At 62.3% G+C, this 17,897-nt stretch carries 18 protein-coding genes; 14 read left to right on the top strand and 4 right to left on the bottom strand.

Going from position 1 to position 17,897, the window contains the following annotated elements; translation table 11 throughout:
* Positions 1-57 precede the first annotated feature (57 nt).
* The gene (locus QCE62_RS34340; protein WP_309927791.1) at positions 58-486 is read right to left on the bottom strand and encodes a hypothetical protein; all 429 of its coding nucleotides are present in this window, start codon (positions 484-486) and stop codon (positions 58-60) included.
* A 454-nt stretch (positions 487-940) separates the two neighbouring features.
* Here QCE62_RS34340 and QCE62_RS34335 point away from each other — a divergent pair, with 454 nt between their 5' ends.
* The 9 genes from QCE62_RS34335 to QCE62_RS34295 all read left to right on the top strand — a co-directional run bounded on the left by QCE62_RS34335 (position 941) and on the right by QCE62_RS34295 (position 9,530).
* On the top strand, positions 941-2,173 hold the full coding sequence (locus QCE62_RS34335; RefSeq protein ID WP_309927790.1) for a porin: 1,233 nt from the start codon (positions 941-943) through the stop codon (positions 2,171-2,173).
* 181 nt (positions 2,174-2,354) lie between these two features.
* Positions 2,355-3,557: an MFS transporter gene (locus QCE62_RS34330; RefSeq protein WP_309927788.1), complete on the top strand. Its 1,203-nt coding sequence runs from the start codon at positions 2,355-2,357 to the stop codon at positions 3,555-3,557.
* Positions 3,558-3,617: 60 nt separating this feature from the next.
* Entirely contained in the window at positions 3,618-4,448 is an 831-nt protein-coding gene (locus QCE62_RS34325) for a fumarylacetoacetate hydrolase family protein (RefSeq protein WP_309927786.1), read from the top strand.
* Complete coding sequence (locus QCE62_RS34320) at positions 4,438-4,860, top strand: nuclear transport factor 2 family protein (RefSeq protein WP_309927784.1); 423 nt, start codon at positions 4,438-4,440, stop codon at positions 4,858-4,860. The genes QCE62_RS34325 and QCE62_RS34320 overlap by 11 nt, the downstream gene beginning before the upstream one ends.
* Positions 4,861-4,923: 63 nt before the next feature.
* The gene (locus tag QCE62_RS34315) at positions 4,924-5,925 is read left to right on the top strand and encodes an ornithine cyclodeaminase family protein (RefSeq protein ID WP_309927782.1); all 1,002 of its coding nucleotides are present in this window, start codon (positions 4,924-4,926) and stop codon (positions 5,923-5,925) included.
* A 44-nt stretch (positions 5,926-5,969) separates the two neighbouring features.
* Positions 5,970-7,073 carry a hypothetical protein gene (locus tag QCE62_RS34310; protein WP_309927781.1) on the top strand — a complete coding sequence of 368 codons (1,104 nt, stop codon included), beginning with the start codon at positions 5,970-5,972 and terminating at the stop codon, positions 7,071-7,073.
* A gap of 55 nt (positions 7,074-7,128) precedes the next feature.
* Positions 7,129-7,932, top strand: coding sequence for a 2-oxo-hept-4-ene-1,7-dioate hydratase (gene hpaH / locus QCE62_RS34305; RefSeq protein WP_309927778.1), 804 nt, complete (start codon positions 7,129-7,131; stop codon positions 7,930-7,932).
* A gap of 9 nt (positions 7,933-7,941) precedes the next feature.
* Positions 7,942-8,757, top strand: a complete 816-nt coding sequence (gene hpaI / locus QCE62_RS34300) for a 4-hydroxy-2-oxoheptanedioate aldolase (protein WP_309927776.1) — start codon at positions 7,942-7,944, stop codon at positions 8,755-8,757.
* Between the two features lie 29 nt (positions 8,758-8,786).
* Positions 8,787-9,530, top strand: a complete 744-nt coding sequence (locus tag QCE62_RS34295) for an SDR family oxidoreductase (protein ID WP_309927775.1) — start codon at positions 8,787-8,789, stop codon at positions 9,528-9,530.
* A 20-nt stretch (positions 9,531-9,550) separates the two neighbouring features.
* Here QCE62_RS34295 and QCE62_RS34290 read toward each other — a convergent pair whose 3' ends face one another.
* Positions 9,551-10,483, bottom strand: coding sequence for a LysR family transcriptional regulator (locus QCE62_RS34290; protein ID WP_309927774.1), 933 nt, complete (start codon positions 10,481-10,483; stop codon positions 9,551-9,553).
* A gap of 96 nt (positions 10,484-10,579) precedes the next feature.
* Complete coding sequence (locus QCE62_RS34285) at positions 10,580-11,509, bottom strand: LysR substrate-binding domain-containing protein (RefSeq protein ID WP_309927772.1); 930 nt, start codon at positions 11,507-11,509, stop codon at positions 10,580-10,582.
* 95 nt (positions 11,510-11,604) lie between these two features.
* Between QCE62_RS34285 and QCE62_RS34280 the strand changes: the two genes are divergently transcribed.
* From QCE62_RS34280 to QCE62_RS34260, 5 genes are read left to right on the top strand one after another with little or no spacing between them, the layout of a single operon-like run.
* Positions 11,605-12,996, top strand: a complete 1,392-nt coding sequence (locus QCE62_RS34280) for a pyridoxal-phosphate dependent enzyme (protein WP_309927818.1) — start codon at positions 11,605-11,607, stop codon at positions 12,994-12,996.
* A 26-nt stretch (positions 12,997-13,022) separates the two neighbouring features.
* Positions 13,023-13,898, top strand: a complete 876-nt coding sequence (locus QCE62_RS34275) for an ABC transporter substrate-binding protein (protein WP_309927770.1) — start codon at positions 13,023-13,025, stop codon at positions 13,896-13,898.
* 9 nt (positions 13,899-13,907) lie between these two features.
* A complete protein-coding gene (locus tag QCE62_RS34270) occupies positions 13,908-14,843 on the top strand; it encodes an amino acid ABC transporter permease (protein ID WP_309927769.1) in 936 nt (311 codons plus the stop codon).
* Positions 14,771-15,574: an amino acid ABC transporter ATP-binding protein gene (locus QCE62_RS34265; RefSeq protein WP_309927767.1), complete on the top strand. Its 804-nt coding sequence runs from the start codon at positions 14,771-14,773 to the stop codon at positions 15,572-15,574. The genes QCE62_RS34270 and QCE62_RS34265 overlap by 73 nt, the downstream gene beginning before the upstream one ends.
* 13 nt (positions 15,575-15,587) lie before the next feature.
* Positions 15,588-16,649, top strand: a complete 1,062-nt coding sequence (locus QCE62_RS34260) for a succinylglutamate desuccinylase/aspartoacylase family protein (protein WP_309927766.1) — start codon at positions 15,588-15,590, stop codon at positions 16,647-16,649.
* A gap of 22 nt (positions 16,650-16,671) precedes the next feature.
* Here the strand turns inward: QCE62_RS34260 and QCE62_RS34255 are convergent, their stop codons facing one another.
* Positions 16,672-17,358 (bottom strand): response regulator, encoded by a 687-nt coding sequence (locus QCE62_RS34255; protein WP_309927765.1) that lies wholly within the window; start codon positions 17,356-17,358, stop codon positions 16,672-16,674.
* Positions 17,359-17,897 lie beyond the last annotated feature (539 nt).

Below are 17,897 nucleotides of genomic sequence, written 5' to 3'. Positions count from 1 at the left end.
GTAAGGCAGGGAACCAAACGGCCAGGGCCCCGGCAGCGCCGTATCGAGCATCGGGGATCACGGCTCAAGTGACGTCAGCAGCCTTCCGAGGTCCCGCAGTTCGACGCGGATGACACCGCCCTTTGGGCTGTCAATGTCCGCGATCAGTGCAAGCGACAACGCGACCGTCGCCGGAAGGATCGTGATGGCGCCGACGGCGGAATCGACCAGGTCAGCTCGCGCGTACTCGGTGCCGATGGCGTTGGCTTCGCTTTCTTCCAAGGACTCCCGGACGTCGTAGCGATTCACCGCCATCGACAGGCTGAATCCAACCAGAAGCGCGAGAAGCGTCAGCGTGGAGGTTTGAATGATGTTGCAGTCGTCGCGGTCATCGGGCGGCAACACGGCCAGACGTCGCAAAACAAACGCGCCGAAGGCCACCGCGCCGATGAAAAGGGCGAGCAAAACTGCGAACAGCACCGCCGGATGGTCGACGAACACATTCATTTGATGTCTCTCGCAGCGTTAGTCAGACTTTGGCGCGACCCTGGTCCCGGCACCATCGCAGCTTCCGCCATCCCGTCATCCCGCTCTGCGCTTCTACCGCCTGGTGAGTGTTGCTACACCGAAAGGTGTCAGCGAGAGCTGAGCTGAACTGGTTCACCAACCGCCGCACGCCAGCGACACCACAAATCCTTGTCTCCAGAGAAGTCGCGAAATTCCCCGGGAGGGACGCAGTGATTTCGATAAGGGGCATTGAACGCACCTTGCCCCAAACCCAACCGAAGCAACCCCCAATTCGCCTCATGCATGTCTCTCATGCGCAGGTTTCAGTGTCGGTTGCATCCGTGATCCGATAGATTCGCAGCGTCCGTTCGCGCTTGCAGCCTTGCAACAAAAACGCAAAAGGACGCGCTTCCACTCAAGCGAAGCATATAAAAAATAACTCGGAGGAGATTGGATGAAAAGGTACGTGCTATTGGCACTCGTCCCTGGCGCGCTCGCGGTTCCCGCCTACGCACAATCGAGCGTCACGCTGTATGGTCTTCTGGATGTCGGCATCAGTTATGCGGTCGGCTCGCAGCGAGCCGTAGTCAAGGGTCGTCCGGTCGGCGGTGGAAACCAGCTCGCCATGACCGACGGCGCGTTCGGCCTGAGCGGAAGTCGTTGGGGCATTCGCGGCACCGAAGAACTGGGCGGCGGCTTGCGAGCCTTCTTCACGCTCGAAAGCGGCTTTACGCTGAACAACGGCGCCTTTGCGCAAGGCGGCAGCGAGTTCGGCCGGCAGGCTTTCGTGGGCATCGAGTCGGGACTAGGCCGGGTCGCCCTAGGCCGGCAATATGATCCGCATCTCGACATCGTTGCACCGTTCTCCGCCGCGTGGCAGTTCGGCGGCTATGCGGCCACGCATCCAGGCGACATCGACAACCTGTTGAGCACGCGCCGGCTGAACAACAGCATCAAATACGTGATGCCGAAGATCGGCGGCATCACGGCGGAAGCGTTGTACAGCGTGGGCGGCGCAGCAGGATCGAATGCGCGCAACTCGGCCTGGTCGCTCGGCGCCGCCTACGACGGCGGAGCGCTGCGTGCCGGTACCGCCTGGCTCTCCGTGCGCAATCCGAACGTCGCCTTCTATGGCGCGAATCCGAACGGTGCGGGTGTCGGTGCAAACAATCTCGGCTCGCTCGGCAGTGCGACGACGCCCGAGAGCAATCCACTGTATGCGGGCTATGCATCGGCCAATGCGTTCGATCTCTTCGGGGCCGGCGCATCCGTCACGTGGCAGGCGGCCACCGCCGGCGTCATCTACACCAATGTCCGTTACACAGGTCTCGGCGATGTCGCGACGTCCGGGCCCAATCCGCTCGGATACACGGGCACGGCGGCCATCAACACGGTCGAACTGAACCTGCGCTACCAGTTCTCGGCGGCGCTGCTCGCCGGGGTGATGGCGAGCCTGACACGCTCGGCATCGGTGGGCGGGAACGAAGGCGCCTGGTATCGCCAGCTCGGTCTGGGAGCCAGCTACGCGCTCTCCAAACGCACCACGGTCTACACCACCGCCGTCTATCAGCGCGCGAGCGGAATCGACTCGACCGGCAATGCCGCAGTCGCGTCGATCTCCGGCTTGAGTCCGTCCGCGACCCATGCCCAGACCGCCGTGCGCGCCGACATCGCCCATCGCTTCTAGGCCCGATGCAGCGCGTGCACTTGGCGAATGCACAGGTTTCAGTGTCAACGCCTGCGCAGATCCGCTAGATTTCATTCATAAAAAATCCAGATCAAATCCAGGAGACACCACGATGGAAGGCTCGCACACGGCCCTTTCGGAGCCGATTGCCGCATCTTCGAGTGATACCCGGCACTCCGTCATGCGCAGCGCCATTCTGCTGCTCGCGACGTCGCTGGGACTGGCAGGCGGTTATACCTCGCTGTTCGCCGGCACGACGGGCGTCTTTTTGCTGCCGATCGCGTCATCGCTCGGCTCCGGCCGTGCGGTCGCGTCCACCTGTCTTGCCATGGCATCGCTCGGACTTGCGCTGGGCGCACCGATCGCCGGCAAGCTGATGGACCGCTACGGCGCCTATCGCGTGATCGCGTGGTCGCTCGCGCTGTTCGTGGCGAGTTTCCTCCTGATCTGCGTCGGCCCCGCAACGCCGCTGTTGATCGGCTTCAAGACCTTCGTGATCGGGCTGCTTGGCGTCGCGACTTCGCCGGTCGGCTACCTGCCGATCCTGGCGCGTTCGTTCGAGCGCCGGACGGGCTTTGCGTTCGGCGTTGCATCGATCGGCGCGGGAATCGGTGCGGCGTCGGCGCCCTGGGTCGCGCGCTGGGCGATGACCCGCTACGGCTGGGAGCAAGCCTATGCCGTGCTTGGCGTGCTCGCGGCAGTCATGGGTGTGGCCGCGCTGTTGCTGCTGCGCGTCGGCCGCCAGGCGACGCTGCCGATTCCCGCAGCCTCCCGCGGCGGCAAGCACGGACCGTCGAACTCGCTGCGCGAGTCGCTGGCCGAGCCGCGCTTCTGGATCATCAGCATCAGCATCGCGATTGTGGCGGCGGTCGGATTGGGCAGCATCGTGCATATTCCCGCGTTGCTTACCGACAAAGGCTTGTCGGCGAACCAGGCCGTGGCCGGCGCGGCGTTCTCGGCGATCGGCCTCACCATCGGCCGATTCGGCGCGGGCGTGCTGCTGGACATCGTGCCGGCTCGCGTGGTGGCCTGCGGCGCGTTTCTGCTGGGCGCTGTCGGCGGGCTGATCCTCGCAACCTCGTCGCACAACCCGTCCTACGCGTTGCTGGCGACGGGCGCGGCACTGACCGGCATGCTCGTGGGCGCGGAAGGCGATCTGATGCCGTTCCTGGTGAAGCGCTACTTCGGTCTGAGCTCGTTCGGCTCCGTGTACGGCGTGATGATTTCGCTGTTCTGTCTCGGCACGCTGGGCGGACCGATTCTTTTCGGCATCGCTTTCGATCGCCTGCAAAGCTACACGCCCGTGATGATGTTCGCGTCGGCTGCATGCGTCGTCAGCGCATTCGCGATCACCTTGATCGGCCCGTACCGCTATCCGCGTTGATCCCCGCGTCACGACGCATGGTTTCGATACGCAAGTGAATTCTTCAATGGAAAGTGCGAGATGAAAATTGTTCGTTTTGAGCACGCAAGTCGCCAGCGGTGGGGCGTTCTGAATGACGACCAGGTGACCTCGATCGACGCTGCCGATACGTTCGAACAGGCCATAGCACAGGCGCGCTCCGGCGCCGCTGGCGAGACCGTGCTGCTCTCCGCCGTGAGGCTTCTGCCGCCGGTCGGGCGCGATGCGAAGATCATATGCGCGGGCTTGAACTATCGCGCGCATCTGGTGGAAATGAAGCGTGCCTTTCCCGAGTATCCGTCCATCTTCGTTCGCTTCGCCAGTTCGCTGGTCGGACATGGCGAGCCGGTAGTGCGTCCCTTCAACTCCGACTGCTTCGACTACGAAGCGGAACTGGCGGTTGTCATCGGCAAGCCTGCGCGGCATGTGAGCGTCGAGCACGCGCTCGAATACGTAGCCGGTTATACGTGCATGGCCGAGAACTCGGTGCGGGATTTCCAGCAGCACAACACACAGGCGACGCCGGGCAAGAACTTCGAGCGTTCGGGCGCGCTGGGTCCGTGGATCGTCACCGCCGATGAAGTGCCCGATCCAGGCAGGCTCGTGCTGACTGGCCGGCTCAACGGCGAAGAAGTACAGCGCTCCGGAACGGATGATCTGATCTTCAGCGTGCCGCAGTTGATCGCCTACCTCAGTTCCTTCACCACGCTCGATGCCGGCGATGTCATCGCCACCGGCACGCCCGAAGGCGTGGGCATGACCCGGAAGCCGCCGCGCTATCTGCGGGAAGGCGATGTCTTCGAAGTTGACGTGTCGGGCATCGGCACGCTTGCCAATACGGTGACCAACGAGCGGAGGCCGCATGTCGGATGAAGCAGCGCTTGCAGCGTCGAAGGCGTGTACGGAAACCGTCTTCGCATTCTTCCGCTGTCTCGACGAGCGTACCCACGAGCTGGCGGTGTCGTTGTTCGCGCCGGATGGCGTGTGGCATCGGAACGGCGAAGCACTGCGCGGCCGCGAAAGCATCGCCCGGGCGCTCGCTGCGCGTCCCGAGACCCGGAGAACGTTCCATGCTGTCTGCAATCCGCTGGTGGCGCGGGTGGATCGTACCCATGCCGAAGTGAGCTTCTTCCTGATGGCCTTCGAAGCGCAACGCACGGACGCAAGCGACACACCGCCGATGACACCCTCGGCAGTGCGGCGCTGCATCGACACGCTGGTCTTCGATGGCGAGCGTTGGCTGATCGCGAGCAAGTCGAGCGAGCGTCATCTTCCATTCATCTGATTCGATGTAGCCGGCAGCGACCACGATCGCCCTACACTCCATTCACATTTGGCAGGATAACTGATGACACAAGAAGCAATCTGGATAACTGAATCCGATGTATCGAAGCTGGTGCCGCTCGACGACGCCATCGATGCGCTGGAGAACAGCCTCGGCGAGATCGCCAACGACACGGCGTTCAACGTTCCCAAGGCAATCGGCGATATCGGCGATGGCGGCTCCATGCATGCGCTCGGCTCCGCGTCGCTGCGCGAGGGCGTGTGCGGCTTCAAGACATGGGTGCATACCAACGCCGGCGCGAAAGCGGTGTTCTCGCTGTTCAGCACCGAGAATGGCCGGCTGCTTGCCATGCTCGAAGCAAACACGCTCGGCCAGATCCGGACCTCCGCGATGACCGCTGTCGGCACGCGCTGGATGGCCGACAGGCACGCGAGCGACATGGCGATCATCGGCAGCGGGCGTCAGGCACTCGCGCAGATTTTTGCCGTCAACGCGGTTCGGCCGCTCAAGCGTTTGCGCATCTGGAGTCCTACCGCCGAGAAGCGTCACGCGTTCTTCGAGAAGGTGGCAACCAGTCTAGGCTCGGTGCAGGTCGTCGAGGCAACCTCGCTCGAAGATGCAGTCGATGGCGCCGAAATCGTGACACTCGTCACGCGGGCGACGCAGCCTTTCTTCGACGCGCGGTTGCTTGCGCCCAATGCGCACCTGAATGCGGTTGGCGCGATCCTGCCGCACAACGCGGAGTTCTTTCCCGACGTGTTCGAGCGCGCCGGCGCGATCGTGGTCGACAACCTCGTCAACACGCAAAAGGCGTCCCGCGAATTCATCGACTTCTTCGGCTCGGCGAATGAAGGCTGGGCACACGTTCAGACCTTGCCCGACGTCATTCGACACGGCCTCGACAGGAAGCGTGAAGGCGATATCACGCTCTTCAAGGCCATGGGCATGGGCATATCGGATCTGGCTGTCGCCAAGCTCGCCTATGAGCGCGCGGTGACGGGACACGGCGCGGAGATCCGTCTGCCGCTCAGCGGTCCTGCGCCGATCCGCTGGTCCAGGAACTGACCGGCTCCCCCCTCACTACAAGTTCAGGCATATCGGAGGACACCATGAGCGAACCCACATTCACGATGCTGGACGGCAGCGCAGCCGCACCGGCGCCCATCACACCCTGGCAACCGCTGCTCGTCCCGCGCGAGGAGATCGAGCGCGAGATCAGCCGACTGAGCGAGATGCCGCTGCCCGAGGACGGCCGGCGTGCGGCGTTGATCGTTCATCCGTCGTGCACGGATGGCTCGATGGGCTTCGCGCCCGGCATCGACGTCACCATCAGCGTCGTCAATCCAGGCGAAGAGACGCGTGCGCTGATGCGCAATTCGAATCAGATCGAGTTCTGCATCCGTGGCTCGGGCAGCGTCAAAGTCGGGACGGAAGCGCACCAGTTGAGCAAGTGGGGAACGCTCACCATCCCTTCGATGCAGGCGTATTCGCACAAGAACACCGGCGACGAGCCTTGGGTGCGTCTCACGTATTCCAACGCGCCCTTGTTGCGCAAGCTGGCCGTGCACTGGATCAACTATGCTGATTCGGTCACCGAACGCAACGTCGAGATCTCCGCGACCGGACTCGACCACAGCTATAACCGCAACAACGCGCCTGACCGGCAGATCTCCGACGCAGGCGCGCGGCTGCGCGGTTATGAATTCCTGACGGATATCGAAGTGGTGCGCAACCGGCCGCTGGTGTGGCCGTGGGAAGCCGTCGCCGACATGCTGACGATGGAGAACGGCGACGCGAAGCGCAACATCATTCTTCTCTATAACCCGGCAACGGAACGTCGCAACGGAACGACTCACTCGTTCTTCGCCACGATCTTCTCGCATCCCGTGGGAAAGCCGGCACGCAAGGTCGGACGTGGTCATAAGCACAGTTCGGTCGCGATCAACTATCACTTCACGGGGCACGGAAGAAGCATCGTCGATGGCGTCGAGATTCCATGGAAGGCGGGCGACCTGCTGCTCTCGGGACCGTCGTGGTCGGAGCATGCGCACTACTACGATGAAGAGGCCACCTTCATTCTCACGATCCAGGATCATCCGCTGCACATCGGTATGGAATCGCTGATCTGGCAGGAGCGCATGGACGGCCCCATTCTGAACCTCGGGTCGGAAGCCGGGCAGACGGGTTATGTCGGTCCGCGCATGGCCGGCTGATTCATGACGGTCCCATGCAACCTCCATCCGACAGCCAAAACGAAAAGGTCGATTCATGCTTCCGCAAGACACCATCGCGCAACTCGCCCGCCAGTTGTATGAGGCGCGCAGGACGCGCGTCCAGTTGCCGCATTTCACGAAACAGTATCCGCAGATGACCGTCGACGACGGCTATGCGATCCAGCGTGCGTGGGTCGCGCTCGAAGTCGCGGACGGCCGCAAGATCAAGGGACGAAAGATTGGCTTGACGTCGCGCGCGATGCAGCAGGCAAGCCAGATTACCGAGCCTGATTTCGCGCCCCTGATGGACGACATGTTCTTCGAGGGCGGCGGCGATATCCCGTTCGATCGCTTCATCGCGCCACGCGTCGAAGTGGAGCTGGCCTTCGTCATGAACCGTCCGCTCAAGGGCCCGGGTATCACGATGTTCGACGTACTGTCCGCGGCGAGCTATGTGGTCCCGGCCATCGAGATCATCGATGCGCGCATCGAACAGCGCGACAGCGAAACGGGCGCGATGCGCCGGGTCTGCGACACCATCAGCGACTTCGCGGCGAACGCCGGCATCGTTCTCGGCGGACGTCCGATGAACCCGCTGGAAGTGGATCTTCGCTGGATCGGCGCGATGCTCTACAAGAACGGCGTCATCGAAGAAACCGGGCTCGCGGCCGGCGTGCTGAATCATCCGGCAAACGGCGTGGCATGGCTCGCGAACAAGATCGCGCCCTACGACGAACAGATCGAGGCGGGCGACATCGTGCTGGCGGGTTCGTTCACGCGACCGTGCTTCGCGGCATTCGGCGACAGCTTCCATGTCGACTACGGTCCGCTCGGCGCGATCTCGTTCCGCTTCCATTGAGGACTCTAGATGCAGATTCGCGAAAATTCATTTCGACGGGCGCTGCACGCGGGAGAGCGGCAGATCGGGCTGTGGGTGGGACTCGCCGACGCCAATGCCGCCGAGCTGCTCGCCGGAACGGGCTTCGACTGGCTCCTGCTCGACAACGAGCACGCGCCCAACGATGTACGGACGACGCTGGACCAACTTCGTGCGATCGAGCCGTATTCGTCGCACGCAGTTGTACGTCCGGTGCGTGCCGATGTGTCGCTCGTCAAGCAATACCTGGACATCGGCGCGCAGACGCTGCTCATTCCAATGATCAACACCGCCGAAGAAGCACGCCTGATGGTGCAGGCCATGCGCTATCCGCCCGAGGGCATACGGGGGCTTGGGGCAGCGCTGGCGCGAGCGTCGCGCTGGAACCAGATCGACGACTATCTGAATCAGGCCAACGGCGAGGTTGCGCTGCTGGTTCAGGCCGAGACGCGGCAAGCCATGAGCAACCTGCACGAGATCGCATCGACCGAGGGCGTCGACGGCGTGTTCTTCGGCCCATCTGACTTGTCCGCGGACATGGGTTTGCGCGGCCAGGCCAATCATCCCGATGTGCGAGCGGCGATCATCGAGGGCATCGCGGTGGTGCGAAGCGCAGGCAAGGCGGCGGGTGTCCTCGTGACGGATCGCAAGCTCGCGCATGACTATCTGGAGGCTGGCGCGCAGTTCGTGGCCGTCGGTGTCGATACGACCTTGCTGGTGCGTGCGGCAACCGAGCTTGCGCGCAGTTTCAGGAACGCGGCTCTTGTCGCGAAGAGCGCGTCGCATGCGAACGACGGCGCTTACTAGACCTCGATCAGACTGGAAAAGGAAGCTGGATGAGCGATAAACCACTGTTCGTGATCACGGGCGGCAGCCGCGGCATTGGCGCGGCCATTGCGCGTCGCGCCGCGATGACGCATCCCGTGGTGATTCTCTTTAAGAACGACGCGCTTGCTGCGCAGGGTGTCGTCGACGAGATCGAAACAAACGCGGGCAAGGCGTGGGCGATCCGCGCGGACATGGGCGACGAGCACGCGCTGCTCGACGCGTTCCGGCAGATCGACGAACTGGGCCGCATCGGCGTGCTGGTGAACAACGCGGGCATCACGGGCGGCACGTCCCGCGTGGCCGATCTCGATAGCGACAACCTGGCGAAGGTGTTCAGCGTCAACGTGATCGGCGCATTCATCGCCACGCGCGAGGCGGTGCGACGCATGTCGACGGCGCGAGGCGGCGCGGGCGGCGTCATCGTCAACATGTCTTCGGGTGCGTCGGTGCTGGGTGCGCCCAACGTATGGGTCCACTACGCGGCGACCAAGGGCGCGATGGATACGATGACCATCGGCTTGTCGAAGGAACTGGCGCAGGAAGGCATTCGCGTCAACGCGGTACGGCCCGGCGTCATCGACACGGAGCTGCACCAGCAGCGCACGGCCGATTCGCTGGCTCGCTTTGCGAGCACGATTCCGCTGGGACGCATGGGAACGGCGGACGAAGTCGCGGAAGCGGTGGTGTGGCTGGCGTCGCCCGCTGCTTCTTATGTGACGGGCTGCCTGATGGATGTGCGTGGCGGACTATGACGATCGCCTTCGGGTAACCATCATCGCGCCGTCAGCGCCGCGACCGATTGCTCGTCTGACTTGAACAGGGAAAGAAAGGTCTCGCGCAGCCATGCGTGAGCGGGATCGGTGTCGAAGCGCGTATGCCAGTACATGCGGACATCGAAGAACGGGCAGGGGAAGGGCACGTCGTATACGTCGAGCGACATGCTGCGCTGAAAGTGCGCGGCGACGCGTGAGGGCACGGTGGTAAGCAGATCAGACTGCGCGATGACGCTTGGCAAGGCGAAATAGTTCGGCATGCGCATGACCACCGTGCGCCGGATGTTGAGATCCTCGAACGCGGACTCGACCGGGTCGTCCAGTTGTTTGATGGCGACATGCGAACCCGACTGGAATTCGTCGAGTGTCAGCGCATTGGAGGCGCTGTCAGCACGATCCCGCTTGCGCGTCACGACCACGCATTGGTCGCGAAACACATGGGCATGCCGAATGGTCTGCCGGGTCATGTTCAGGTGACCCACCACGAGATCCACTTCGCGTCCCACCAGCATCTGTTCATAGCTCGAACGCGGCGCCTGGAAAATCGCGAGTTTCACCTTTGGCGCAATCTCGTTGAGGCGGCTGAGCAGGCGAGGAATGAACAGGATCTCGCCCACATCCGACAGTAGCAGGCGGAACTCGCGCGTGCATTCTTCCGGCAGGAATTCGATCGAGTCCAGCAGCGAATCCTGAATGGTGGCGAGCGCGGAACGTATGGGTTCCGCAAGGCGCTCGCAGCGGGCCGTCGGTTCGAGTCCGGCGGACGTTCTGATGAACAAGCGGTCGCCGATTGCCTCGCGCAGCCGCCCGAGCGCGTGACTCACCGCCGGCTGACTGAGATGGACTTCCTTGGCGACTTCCGACAGGTTTCGCAGGCGATAAACAGCGTCGAAAATCTTGAGGAGATTGAGGTCCAGGCGGTTGATGTCCATTTGAATTGTCTGTATCGCTCTGGCCCGCGGAGAGGGTGACAAGGGTACAACGAAGGTCAGGTTTTGAATAGAAGCGCTTACGCGAACATGAGTACATCACCGATAGTCCTGCTCGATCAAACCGGCTTTGCGCAACGCGTCGAACGTCGCCAGCTTTTCCTCCTCCATCGCCTTGATGAAACCGGCGCCCAATCGGGATGGCTTGCGTGATGCCGGAATGAGAAGCTCGATGGCGTTCCGGATGGAAAACTCGAGCGGCCGGAAAACGATGTTCTTGAAGCGGCCTTCGAGAAACATTAGCGGGTCGGTAATGGACACACCGATTCCGTTCGCAACCATCGCGCATAGCACGCTGGCCGATTGCGATTCCGCGACGAGATTGCGTTTCACATTGCGTTCGGAGAAGGCAAGGTCCACTACATGCCGCGTCGGATCTTCGAGCGCCAGCGAGATGAATCGCTCGCCTTCGAAGTCTTCTTGCCGAAGCGAATGCTTGCGCGCAAGCCGATGACCTTTAGGCAGAACGGCAACTGCACTGTTCGCCATGAATGTATGGGTAGTGATACCGGCGAATCCTTCCTTGGGACCGGCGAATCCGAGTTCGCATAATCCGCCCGCCGTGTACTCCCAGACCTGACTGCTCGGCCTCGACTGAAATGAAATCGTTGCCTCCGGAAACTGGTCGAGGAAGCGACGCATTGCTCGTGGAGCGAAATCGAACGAGAGCGCCATCAGGCTGGCCACTCGCAGTCGCCCGTTACCGAATTCCTTGATGTCCCGCGCAGCCTGACCGAGCCGGTCCAGTCCGGCGAAGCTGTGCTGCACTTCGCGGAAGAACGACAGCCCTTCGTCGGTGGGTGTCACGCGCTGCTTCTCACGATTGAATAGCTGGAACCCGACGTCTTTCTCCAGCGCGGCGATGGCCCGGCTGATGTTCGGTTGTGCCACACCCAAAGCCGCTGCGGCCCGGTTGATGCCGTTGTGCAGCATTACCGCCCGAAACAACTCGATCTGCCGCATATCCATGCTTTCACCTCGCTGCGTTGATATCTCGATTGAATCAACTACATGCAATTTGATATTTGACAGATATTATTGCCGGCTCGACACTTTTGAACAAGATGAACCGGGCTCATGAAGCCGCCGGCATCGAGTCATCGCTCTTCGAATCTCCGGACCGCGGCGCCGCCAATCGCGCAACGCCCACCCAGTCCGGCAGCACTGTGCAAGCAAGACCTGAGGTTATCGATCGAGTCGCAGCGGATCACGCTCGCGGACTGGATTCGCTTTGCCTTGTAAAACGCGAGTCGTTCTCGCATGAACCAGGGATATTCATGAACAACGTTGTCCGCAACCCTTTGTTGATTGGATTCAGAAGTCTCGACGGTCAATCGCATTTCGGCGTGGGAGACTGGTTCGAAGGCGATCCGGCGTCGAGAAGCCGCGGCGAGCCGACCTCGGTCGCCGCCGAATACAGACCGAGCGAGTTGTCGTTGCCGCCATGCGTCGGACCGATGCGATCGTACGGTGCCTGGTTGCCCTACCTCGACTTTCCGTCGCTCGGCGAAGGCGGAACGCCGGCCGTCGATGTGCCCGCGATTGCAGATGCGATGGGTCTCGACAGGCTGATCTTCAAGCGCGAGTCGGCGAACCCTACCGGCAGCCATAAAGACCGGATGACGCCGCTGGCATTGGCCCGTGCGATCGAAACCGGTGCCGCCGGCGTGGTCTGCGCCAGCTCCGGCAACGCAGCGATTTCCCTCGCCGCGTACGCGTCGGCTGCCAGTGTGAAGTGCCGCGTGCTGGTGACGGCATCGATCTCGGATGCGTATCGAAGTCTGCTCGAACGGATGAATGCGGAGATCGTCGTGTGCCGCACGCATCTGGATCGCTGGAAGGTGATGGCCGGGATGGTGTCGGAAGGCTGGTATCCGATCACCAACTTCGCCTTGCCCGCGGTCGGGAGCAATCCCTATGGCGTGCAGGGCTACAAGACGGTCGCCTACGAAATCTTCCAGCAGGCCGGGGCCGTCGATGATGTCGTCGTGCCGTGTGCGCGGGGAGATCTGCTATGGGGCATCGGCGAAGGCTTCGACGAACTGAAGCGCGCCGGGATGATCGACAAGGTGCCGAGGCTGCATGCGGTCGAGCCATTCCCGCGCCTGTCGCGAGTCCTGCAAGGTCAGGCAAAGTCGACGGATCTTTTTTCGGGCGACACGCAGCAGTTTTCCATCGCCGGCGATACGACGACCGATCAGGCCGTCAGAGCCGTGACGGCGAGCCGCGGGTCGGCGGTCTGCGTCGACGACACGCTTGCAGCTGTGGCACAGAGCGACGCAGCGCGCCACGGCTTCGATCTTGAACTCAGCTCGGCCTCGGCGCTCGGCGCCATCCGCATTCTGAAAGCGAACGGCACGCTGCCGCACGGAGCGACCGTCGTGATGATCGCGACGGCCAGTTCGGCGCGCGAACCCGTCGCAGCAGGCGCGCCGCTGGCTGCACCAAACGCATGACCATTCAAAGAATCAGGAGATGCAACGTGAACCTCGATCGCTCGACCGGAACGCTCAGAAAGTGGTTGTCATGGATCCTGACGCTGCTCGCGCTCGGCACGCCATGGATCGTCAACGCACAATCCCCGATTCAGACGCCGGCTGTCATCAAATCGGCAGGGGTGTTGCGCATCGCCAGCTACATCGGCTTTCCGCCGCTCGAATTCGACAAGGACGGTCAGATGATGGGCGCCGAAATCGATCTCGGGAAAGCGCTGGCCGACAAGCTCGGCGTCAAGGCGTCGTTCTCGAACGTGCCGTTTGAAGGCATCATCCCCGGGCTGCTGTCGGGCCGTTTCGACATGGCGCTCTCGGACATGTCGGATACCGAGGCGCGGCGCAAGCAGGTGGACTTCGTCGACTATGCGCAGGCGTTCACGTCGATCATCGTGCAAAAAGGCAATCCGCGGCATATCCGGAGTCTCGGCGATCTGTGCGGCCTTCCCGTCGCGACCCAGCAAGGCAGCATGCAATCGACCATTCTCGAACAGCAGAGTTCGAAGTGCGCCGCCGACGGCAAGCAGCCGATCGCGATCTCGAGGTTTCCCAGCCAGGCACAGGTCAGTCTGGACCTGAAGTCGGGACGCAGCGCGGCGGAAGTGCGCGATTTTGCGCTCGGCGTGTACGAGGTCGATCAATCGGAAGGACGGCTGGAAGTGGTCAGCGTCGATGGCAAACCTGCGATGGTCGGTGAATCCGGCAAGGTCGGGATCGCCGTGAAGAAGGGCAATCTCGAACTTGCCAAGGCCATCCAGGCCGCGCTGCAATCGTTGAAAGCCGACGGGACTTATGAGCGGATCTTCGACAAATGGAATGTCAGCGCGGAGAAGATTTCCGACTTCACCATCAACGACGGCCAGTGAGGCACACGCATGCCGGTCAACCCCATCATGAAAGGCGCGGCCACGCCGCTCGGCGCCGCCGTCACTACCTCCGGCAGCGCGCTGCCATACCGGAAGCGCAGGCGCACGGGCGCTTGGATCGTATCGATTGCCATCGTCACGATCCTGGCCACACTCGCGCTCGATGTCGCGCACACCCGCGCGATCAACTTCGCGGCCGTCCCGCGCTTTCTGCTCGATCCGCGGATTCTCGCGGGCGTGAAAATCACGCTCGTACTGACCGTTGCCGGACTGGTGATCGGCGTGTTGTGCGGACTGCTGCTGGCGTGCGCAAGGTTATCGAGGATCGGGGTGGCGCGCACGCTGAGCGCCACCTACACGTGGGCGTTTCTCAGCGTGCCCGGTCTCGTCCAGCTGATCTTCTGGTACAACCTCGCGATCGTCTTTCCGCACATCCATCTGGAGTTGCCGTTCCTCGGCACGATCTGGGAAGGACAGACGAACGCGATCATCACGGCGATGACTGCGTCGATGATCGGACTCGGGCTGCATGAAGCGGCCTATTTCTCGGAGATCATCCGCTCCGGCATCATCTCCGTCGATCGCGGGCAGGTCGAAGCCGCGCAGAGCCTCGGCATACGCAGCCGGACGATCCTCTTCAAGATCGTGATGCCGCAGGCGCTGCGCGTGATGCTGCCTTCGGGCATGACGAGAGTGGTCGCGCTGATGAAGGACACGTCGCTCGTCGCGGTCATCGGCGGAGGCGACATCATGACCCACGCGCAGGAAATCTACTCCGACAACTTTCTCATCATCGAACTGCTGCTCGTGGTGAGCGCGTGGTACCTGTTCATGGTCTCCGCGCTGATGCTCGCTCAGGCGGCGGTCGAGCGATGGGCTTCCCGTTACCAGCGCTCCAGCGGGGCGGCGCCGGTCAGGAGCGCTGTCGTGGAGGAACTCGCATGAGTGCGCCCGTTGATATCGTCTGTGCGCGCAACGTAACCAAGCGATTCGGTGACGCTGCCGTCCTTGCCGATTTTTCTCTCACCGTCCGACAGTCGGAAGTCGTGGTGTTGATCGGCGCATCGGGTTGCGGCAAGACCACCTTCCTGCGCTGCATCAATGGTCTCGAGCAGATCGACTCCGGCGAGCTGACCGTCGCGGGGACGCCGGTGGGATTCGTACGCGAGAAGCATTGTTATCGTGAGGCGTCGGACAGGCAATTGGCGGAAATGCGTACCCGGATCGGCGTGGTGTTCCAGAACTACAACCTCTTCCCGCATTTGAACGTCCTCGATAACGCCGCATCCGGACTGCGTTTCGCGCTGAAGAAAAGCTGGAAGGAATCGCGCGAGCGAGCGATGCACATGCTGGAGCGCGTCGAAATGGCCGGCAAGGCGAATGCTTACCCATCCAGTCTGTCCGGCGGTCAGCAGCAGCGCGTCGCGATTGCACGAGCGCTTGCGATGGAACCGCAACTGATGCTCTTCGATGAACCGACGTCGGCGCTCGATCCGCGCATGGCCTCGGAAGTGCTGAAGGTGATGCGCATGCTCGCGCGGGAAGGGATGACGATGGTGGTGATCACGCACGAGATGCGCTTCGCTGCCGAAGTGGCTGACCGGGTAGCCTTGATCGAACTGGGGCGGGTAGCGCGCACCGGCACGCCTTCCGAAGTATTGAACATGAATGGATGAGGGAAAGATCGCCGTGGACAAGCTCACCGAAGCCAACGCAAGCAGGCTGACGACCAATATCGACTTTGCAACTCCGGGCAAGCAGCACGGTTACCTGAGCGTGCCCGATTCGAACGATCTGTCCGCCTACGGGCGCATCCAGATTCCTGTCGTTTGCATCCGCGGCGGACCGGGGCCGACGGTCCTCATGTTGGGCGGCAATCACGGCGACGAATACGAAGGGCAGGTGACGCTGTCGCGCCTCGCGCTCGAACTCAATGCCGGCGATGTCAACGGGCGGCTGATCATACTGCCCGCCGCGAATCTGCCCGCGGCCGCAGCGGGAACGCGCACGTCGCCCATCGATGGCGGCAATCTCAATCGGAGCTTCCCCGGCGATCGAAACGGCGGACCCACGGCGATGATCGCGCACTATGTCGAATCGGTTCTCCTGCCGATGGCCGATGTTGCAATCGATCTGCATTCGGGCGGGCGTTCGCTCGAGTATCTGCCGTGCTCCATCATTCGCGACTTCGGTAGCCCGTCGCATGTGGCGAAGACCTTCGCGCTGGCGCAGGCATTCGCGGCGCCCCATTGCATCATCAGCTACGGCGGCAGCCAGGGCGCGGAGCGCACCTTTCATTCGGCGGCGGATCGGGCCGGTACGGTGGTGCTGACGGCCGAACTCGGCGGCGCAGCGCGGATAACGCCTGACATCCTGGCGTTCGCGGAGGCGGGTGTGCGGCGCGTATTGCATCGGACCGGGATCATCAGCGTGACTCCGCAAGCCGCCGCGCAACCGATGCGCCTTTTCAAAAGTGCCGGTGGCAGGTCGTTCGTCCTCTCGCCCGAGCGCGGCGTGTTCGAACCGAAGGTTCGTCTGGGCGAACAAGTCGAGGAAGGGGAGCTGGCCGGTTATATGCACGATGTCGAGACGCCGTTGCGTGCAGCGACGCCCGTCTTCTTCTCCACGACGGGAACCGTGATCTGCGTACGCTCGATGAGCAAGACGCAACGGGGAGACTGCCTGTATGAGGTGATCGAGCCTGTCGATATGCCCGCGCTCGAAGACGGCGAGCTTTGTTGGGCGGAGTGAGGATAAATACGGCGCAGCGCGTTCACATCCAGTGGCCCTCGTCCGGCACGAACATGTAGCCTATGCCGCGAAGCGTTTGAATGCGACGCGGGACGGCGGGATTCTCCTCCAGCAGGCGGCGCAGCCGCCAGACCGGCACGTCCATGCCGCGTTCCGTCACCGTTGCGCGAGGCCCGTGCAGCAACTCCACAAGCCGGGCACGCGAAAGCGCCTGCATCGGATACTGCGTGAATATGACGAGCAACGCGTATTCGCTGCCGCATATCTTGAGCGGCGTCTGGTCACGCAGCAAGGTGCGGGTTGAGAGATCCAGCGTAAACGGACCGAAATGAAAGGGGTCGACGCGGCGCGCAGTGGCGCGCGGGCCGTGCATCAGCGCGATGATGCGGGCGTGAAGCTGCTGCGCGCTGAAAGGTTTGCTCAGGTAATCGTCGGCGCCGAGGCCGAGTTCAAGCGCGCGATCGATATCTCGCGGGTGAGCCGTCAACACAATGAGGGGCACGTGGGCGCCCAGTCCGCGCAGCGCCCGCAGAGCGGCAAGCGTGTCGATCACTGGCATCGTCAGATCGAGCACGACAAGTTCAGGGTGCTCGCTCTCGATGCGCTTCTCCACGCCATTGCCCTGCGTCGCCACGGTCAACTCGATGCCGTGCCGATGAAGAAATGCACGCATCGACGCGGCCGATTGCGCGTCATCGTTGACCAGCATTACATGAAGCGGCGTTTGGGTATTCCGCATGAGTGAATCGCGGGACGGTCGGCATACGGTCAATGGCTCACAGGCTACCGCCAAAGCATGTCGCCGCGCGATGCATCGTCCTGATTCTTCTTTACCGCGCGTTACACCGGTGAGGCATACGAATCATACGTTTTGCTGACACGAAAATGGTGGATCAACGCCTGCCTGCTGTCCACACCGTTCATTTTCGCGGATTCATTCGACGCTATGCAACGAACGGCGGTTTTGCTTACCGAAGCATGCGGTCCTTTCAAGCGTGCAATGAAAACGTCAATACCCTTTGTTTCATGATTCGATTGACGATTGTTACGAAGTCTCCCGGCACGTAACCCGTAACGACCCACGCTCGGCTATCGTCTGCATTGCGATTCGACCAAGACGGGAACGACCCGGATGAACAAGCAATCAAACGGTGCTTACGAATCGTCATCTCTGCTCTTTTCGCCATGACCGAGGAGATCAACATGCTCAGAGGCGTTTCATCTTCAATCGCGTGCCTGAGTCGAAAC

The sequence above is a fragment of the Caballeronia sp. LZ033 genome (assembly GCF_031451265.1).
Taxonomy (GTDB): domain Bacteria; phylum Pseudomonadota; class Gammaproteobacteria; order Burkholderiales; family Burkholderiaceae; genus Caballeronia.
This window is presented reverse-complemented; position numbering and strand designations above follow the sequence as displayed.

Bases quoted from the DNA above. Each gene is read 5' to 3' on its own strand.
- QCE62_RS34290 (WP_309927774.1), bottom strand. From the start codon at position 10,483: ATGGACATCAACCGCCTGGACCTCAATCTCCTCAAGATTTTCGACGCT.
- hpaH (WP_309927778.1), top strand. From the start codon at position 7,129: ATGCTTCCGCAAGACACCATCGCGCAACTCGCCCGCCAGTTGTATGAG.
- QCE62_RS34330 (WP_309927788.1), top strand. From the start codon at position 2,355: ATGCGCAGCGCCATTCTGCTGCTCGCGACGTCGCTGGGACTGGCAGGC.
- QCE62_RS34310 (WP_309927781.1), top strand. From the start codon at position 5,970: ATGAGCGAACCCACATTCACGATGCTGGACGGCAGCGCAGCCGCACCG.
- QCE62_RS34315 (WP_309927782.1), top strand. From the start codon at position 4,924: ATGACACAAGAAGCAATCTGGATAACTGAATCCGATGTATCGAAGCTG.
- hpaI (WP_309927776.1), top strand. From the start codon at position 7,942: ATGCAGATTCGCGAAAATTCATTTCGACGGGCGCTGCACGCGGGAGAG.
- QCE62_RS34340 (WP_309927791.1), bottom strand. From the start codon at position 486: ATGAATGTGTTCGTCGACCATCCGGCGGTGCTGTTCGCAGTTTTGCTC.
- QCE62_RS34280 (WP_309927818.1), top strand. From the start codon at position 11,605: ATGAACCGGGCTCATGAAGCCGCCGGCATCGAGTCATCGCTCTTCGAA.
- QCE62_RS34265 (WP_309927767.1), top strand. From the start codon at position 14,771: ATGGGCTTCCCGTTACCAGCGCTCCAGCGGGGCGGCGCCGGTCAGGAG.
- QCE62_RS34270 (WP_309927769.1), top strand. From the start codon at position 13,908: ATGCCGGTCAACCCCATCATGAAAGGCGCGGCCACGCCGCTCGGCGCC.
- QCE62_RS34285 (WP_309927772.1), bottom strand. From the start codon at position 11,509: ATGGATATGCGGCAGATCGAGTTGTTTCGGGCGGTAATGCTGCACAAC.
- QCE62_RS34335 (WP_309927790.1), top strand. From the start codon at position 941: ATGAAAAGGTACGTGCTATTGGCACTCGTCCCTGGCGCGCTCGCGGTT.
- QCE62_RS34295 (WP_309927775.1), top strand. From the start codon at position 8,787: ATGAGCGATAAACCACTGTTCGTGATCACGGGCGGCAGCCGCGGCATT.
- QCE62_RS34320 (WP_309927784.1), top strand. From the start codon at position 4,438: ATGTCGGATGAAGCAGCGCTTGCAGCGTCGAAGGCGTGTACGGAAACC.
- QCE62_RS34325 (WP_309927786.1), top strand. From the start codon at position 3,618: ATGAAAATTGTTCGTTTTGAGCACGCAAGTCGCCAGCGGTGGGGCGTT.
- QCE62_RS34255 (WP_309927765.1), bottom strand. From the start codon at position 17,358: ATGCTGGTCAACGATGACGCGCAATCGGCCGCGTCGATGCGTGCATTT.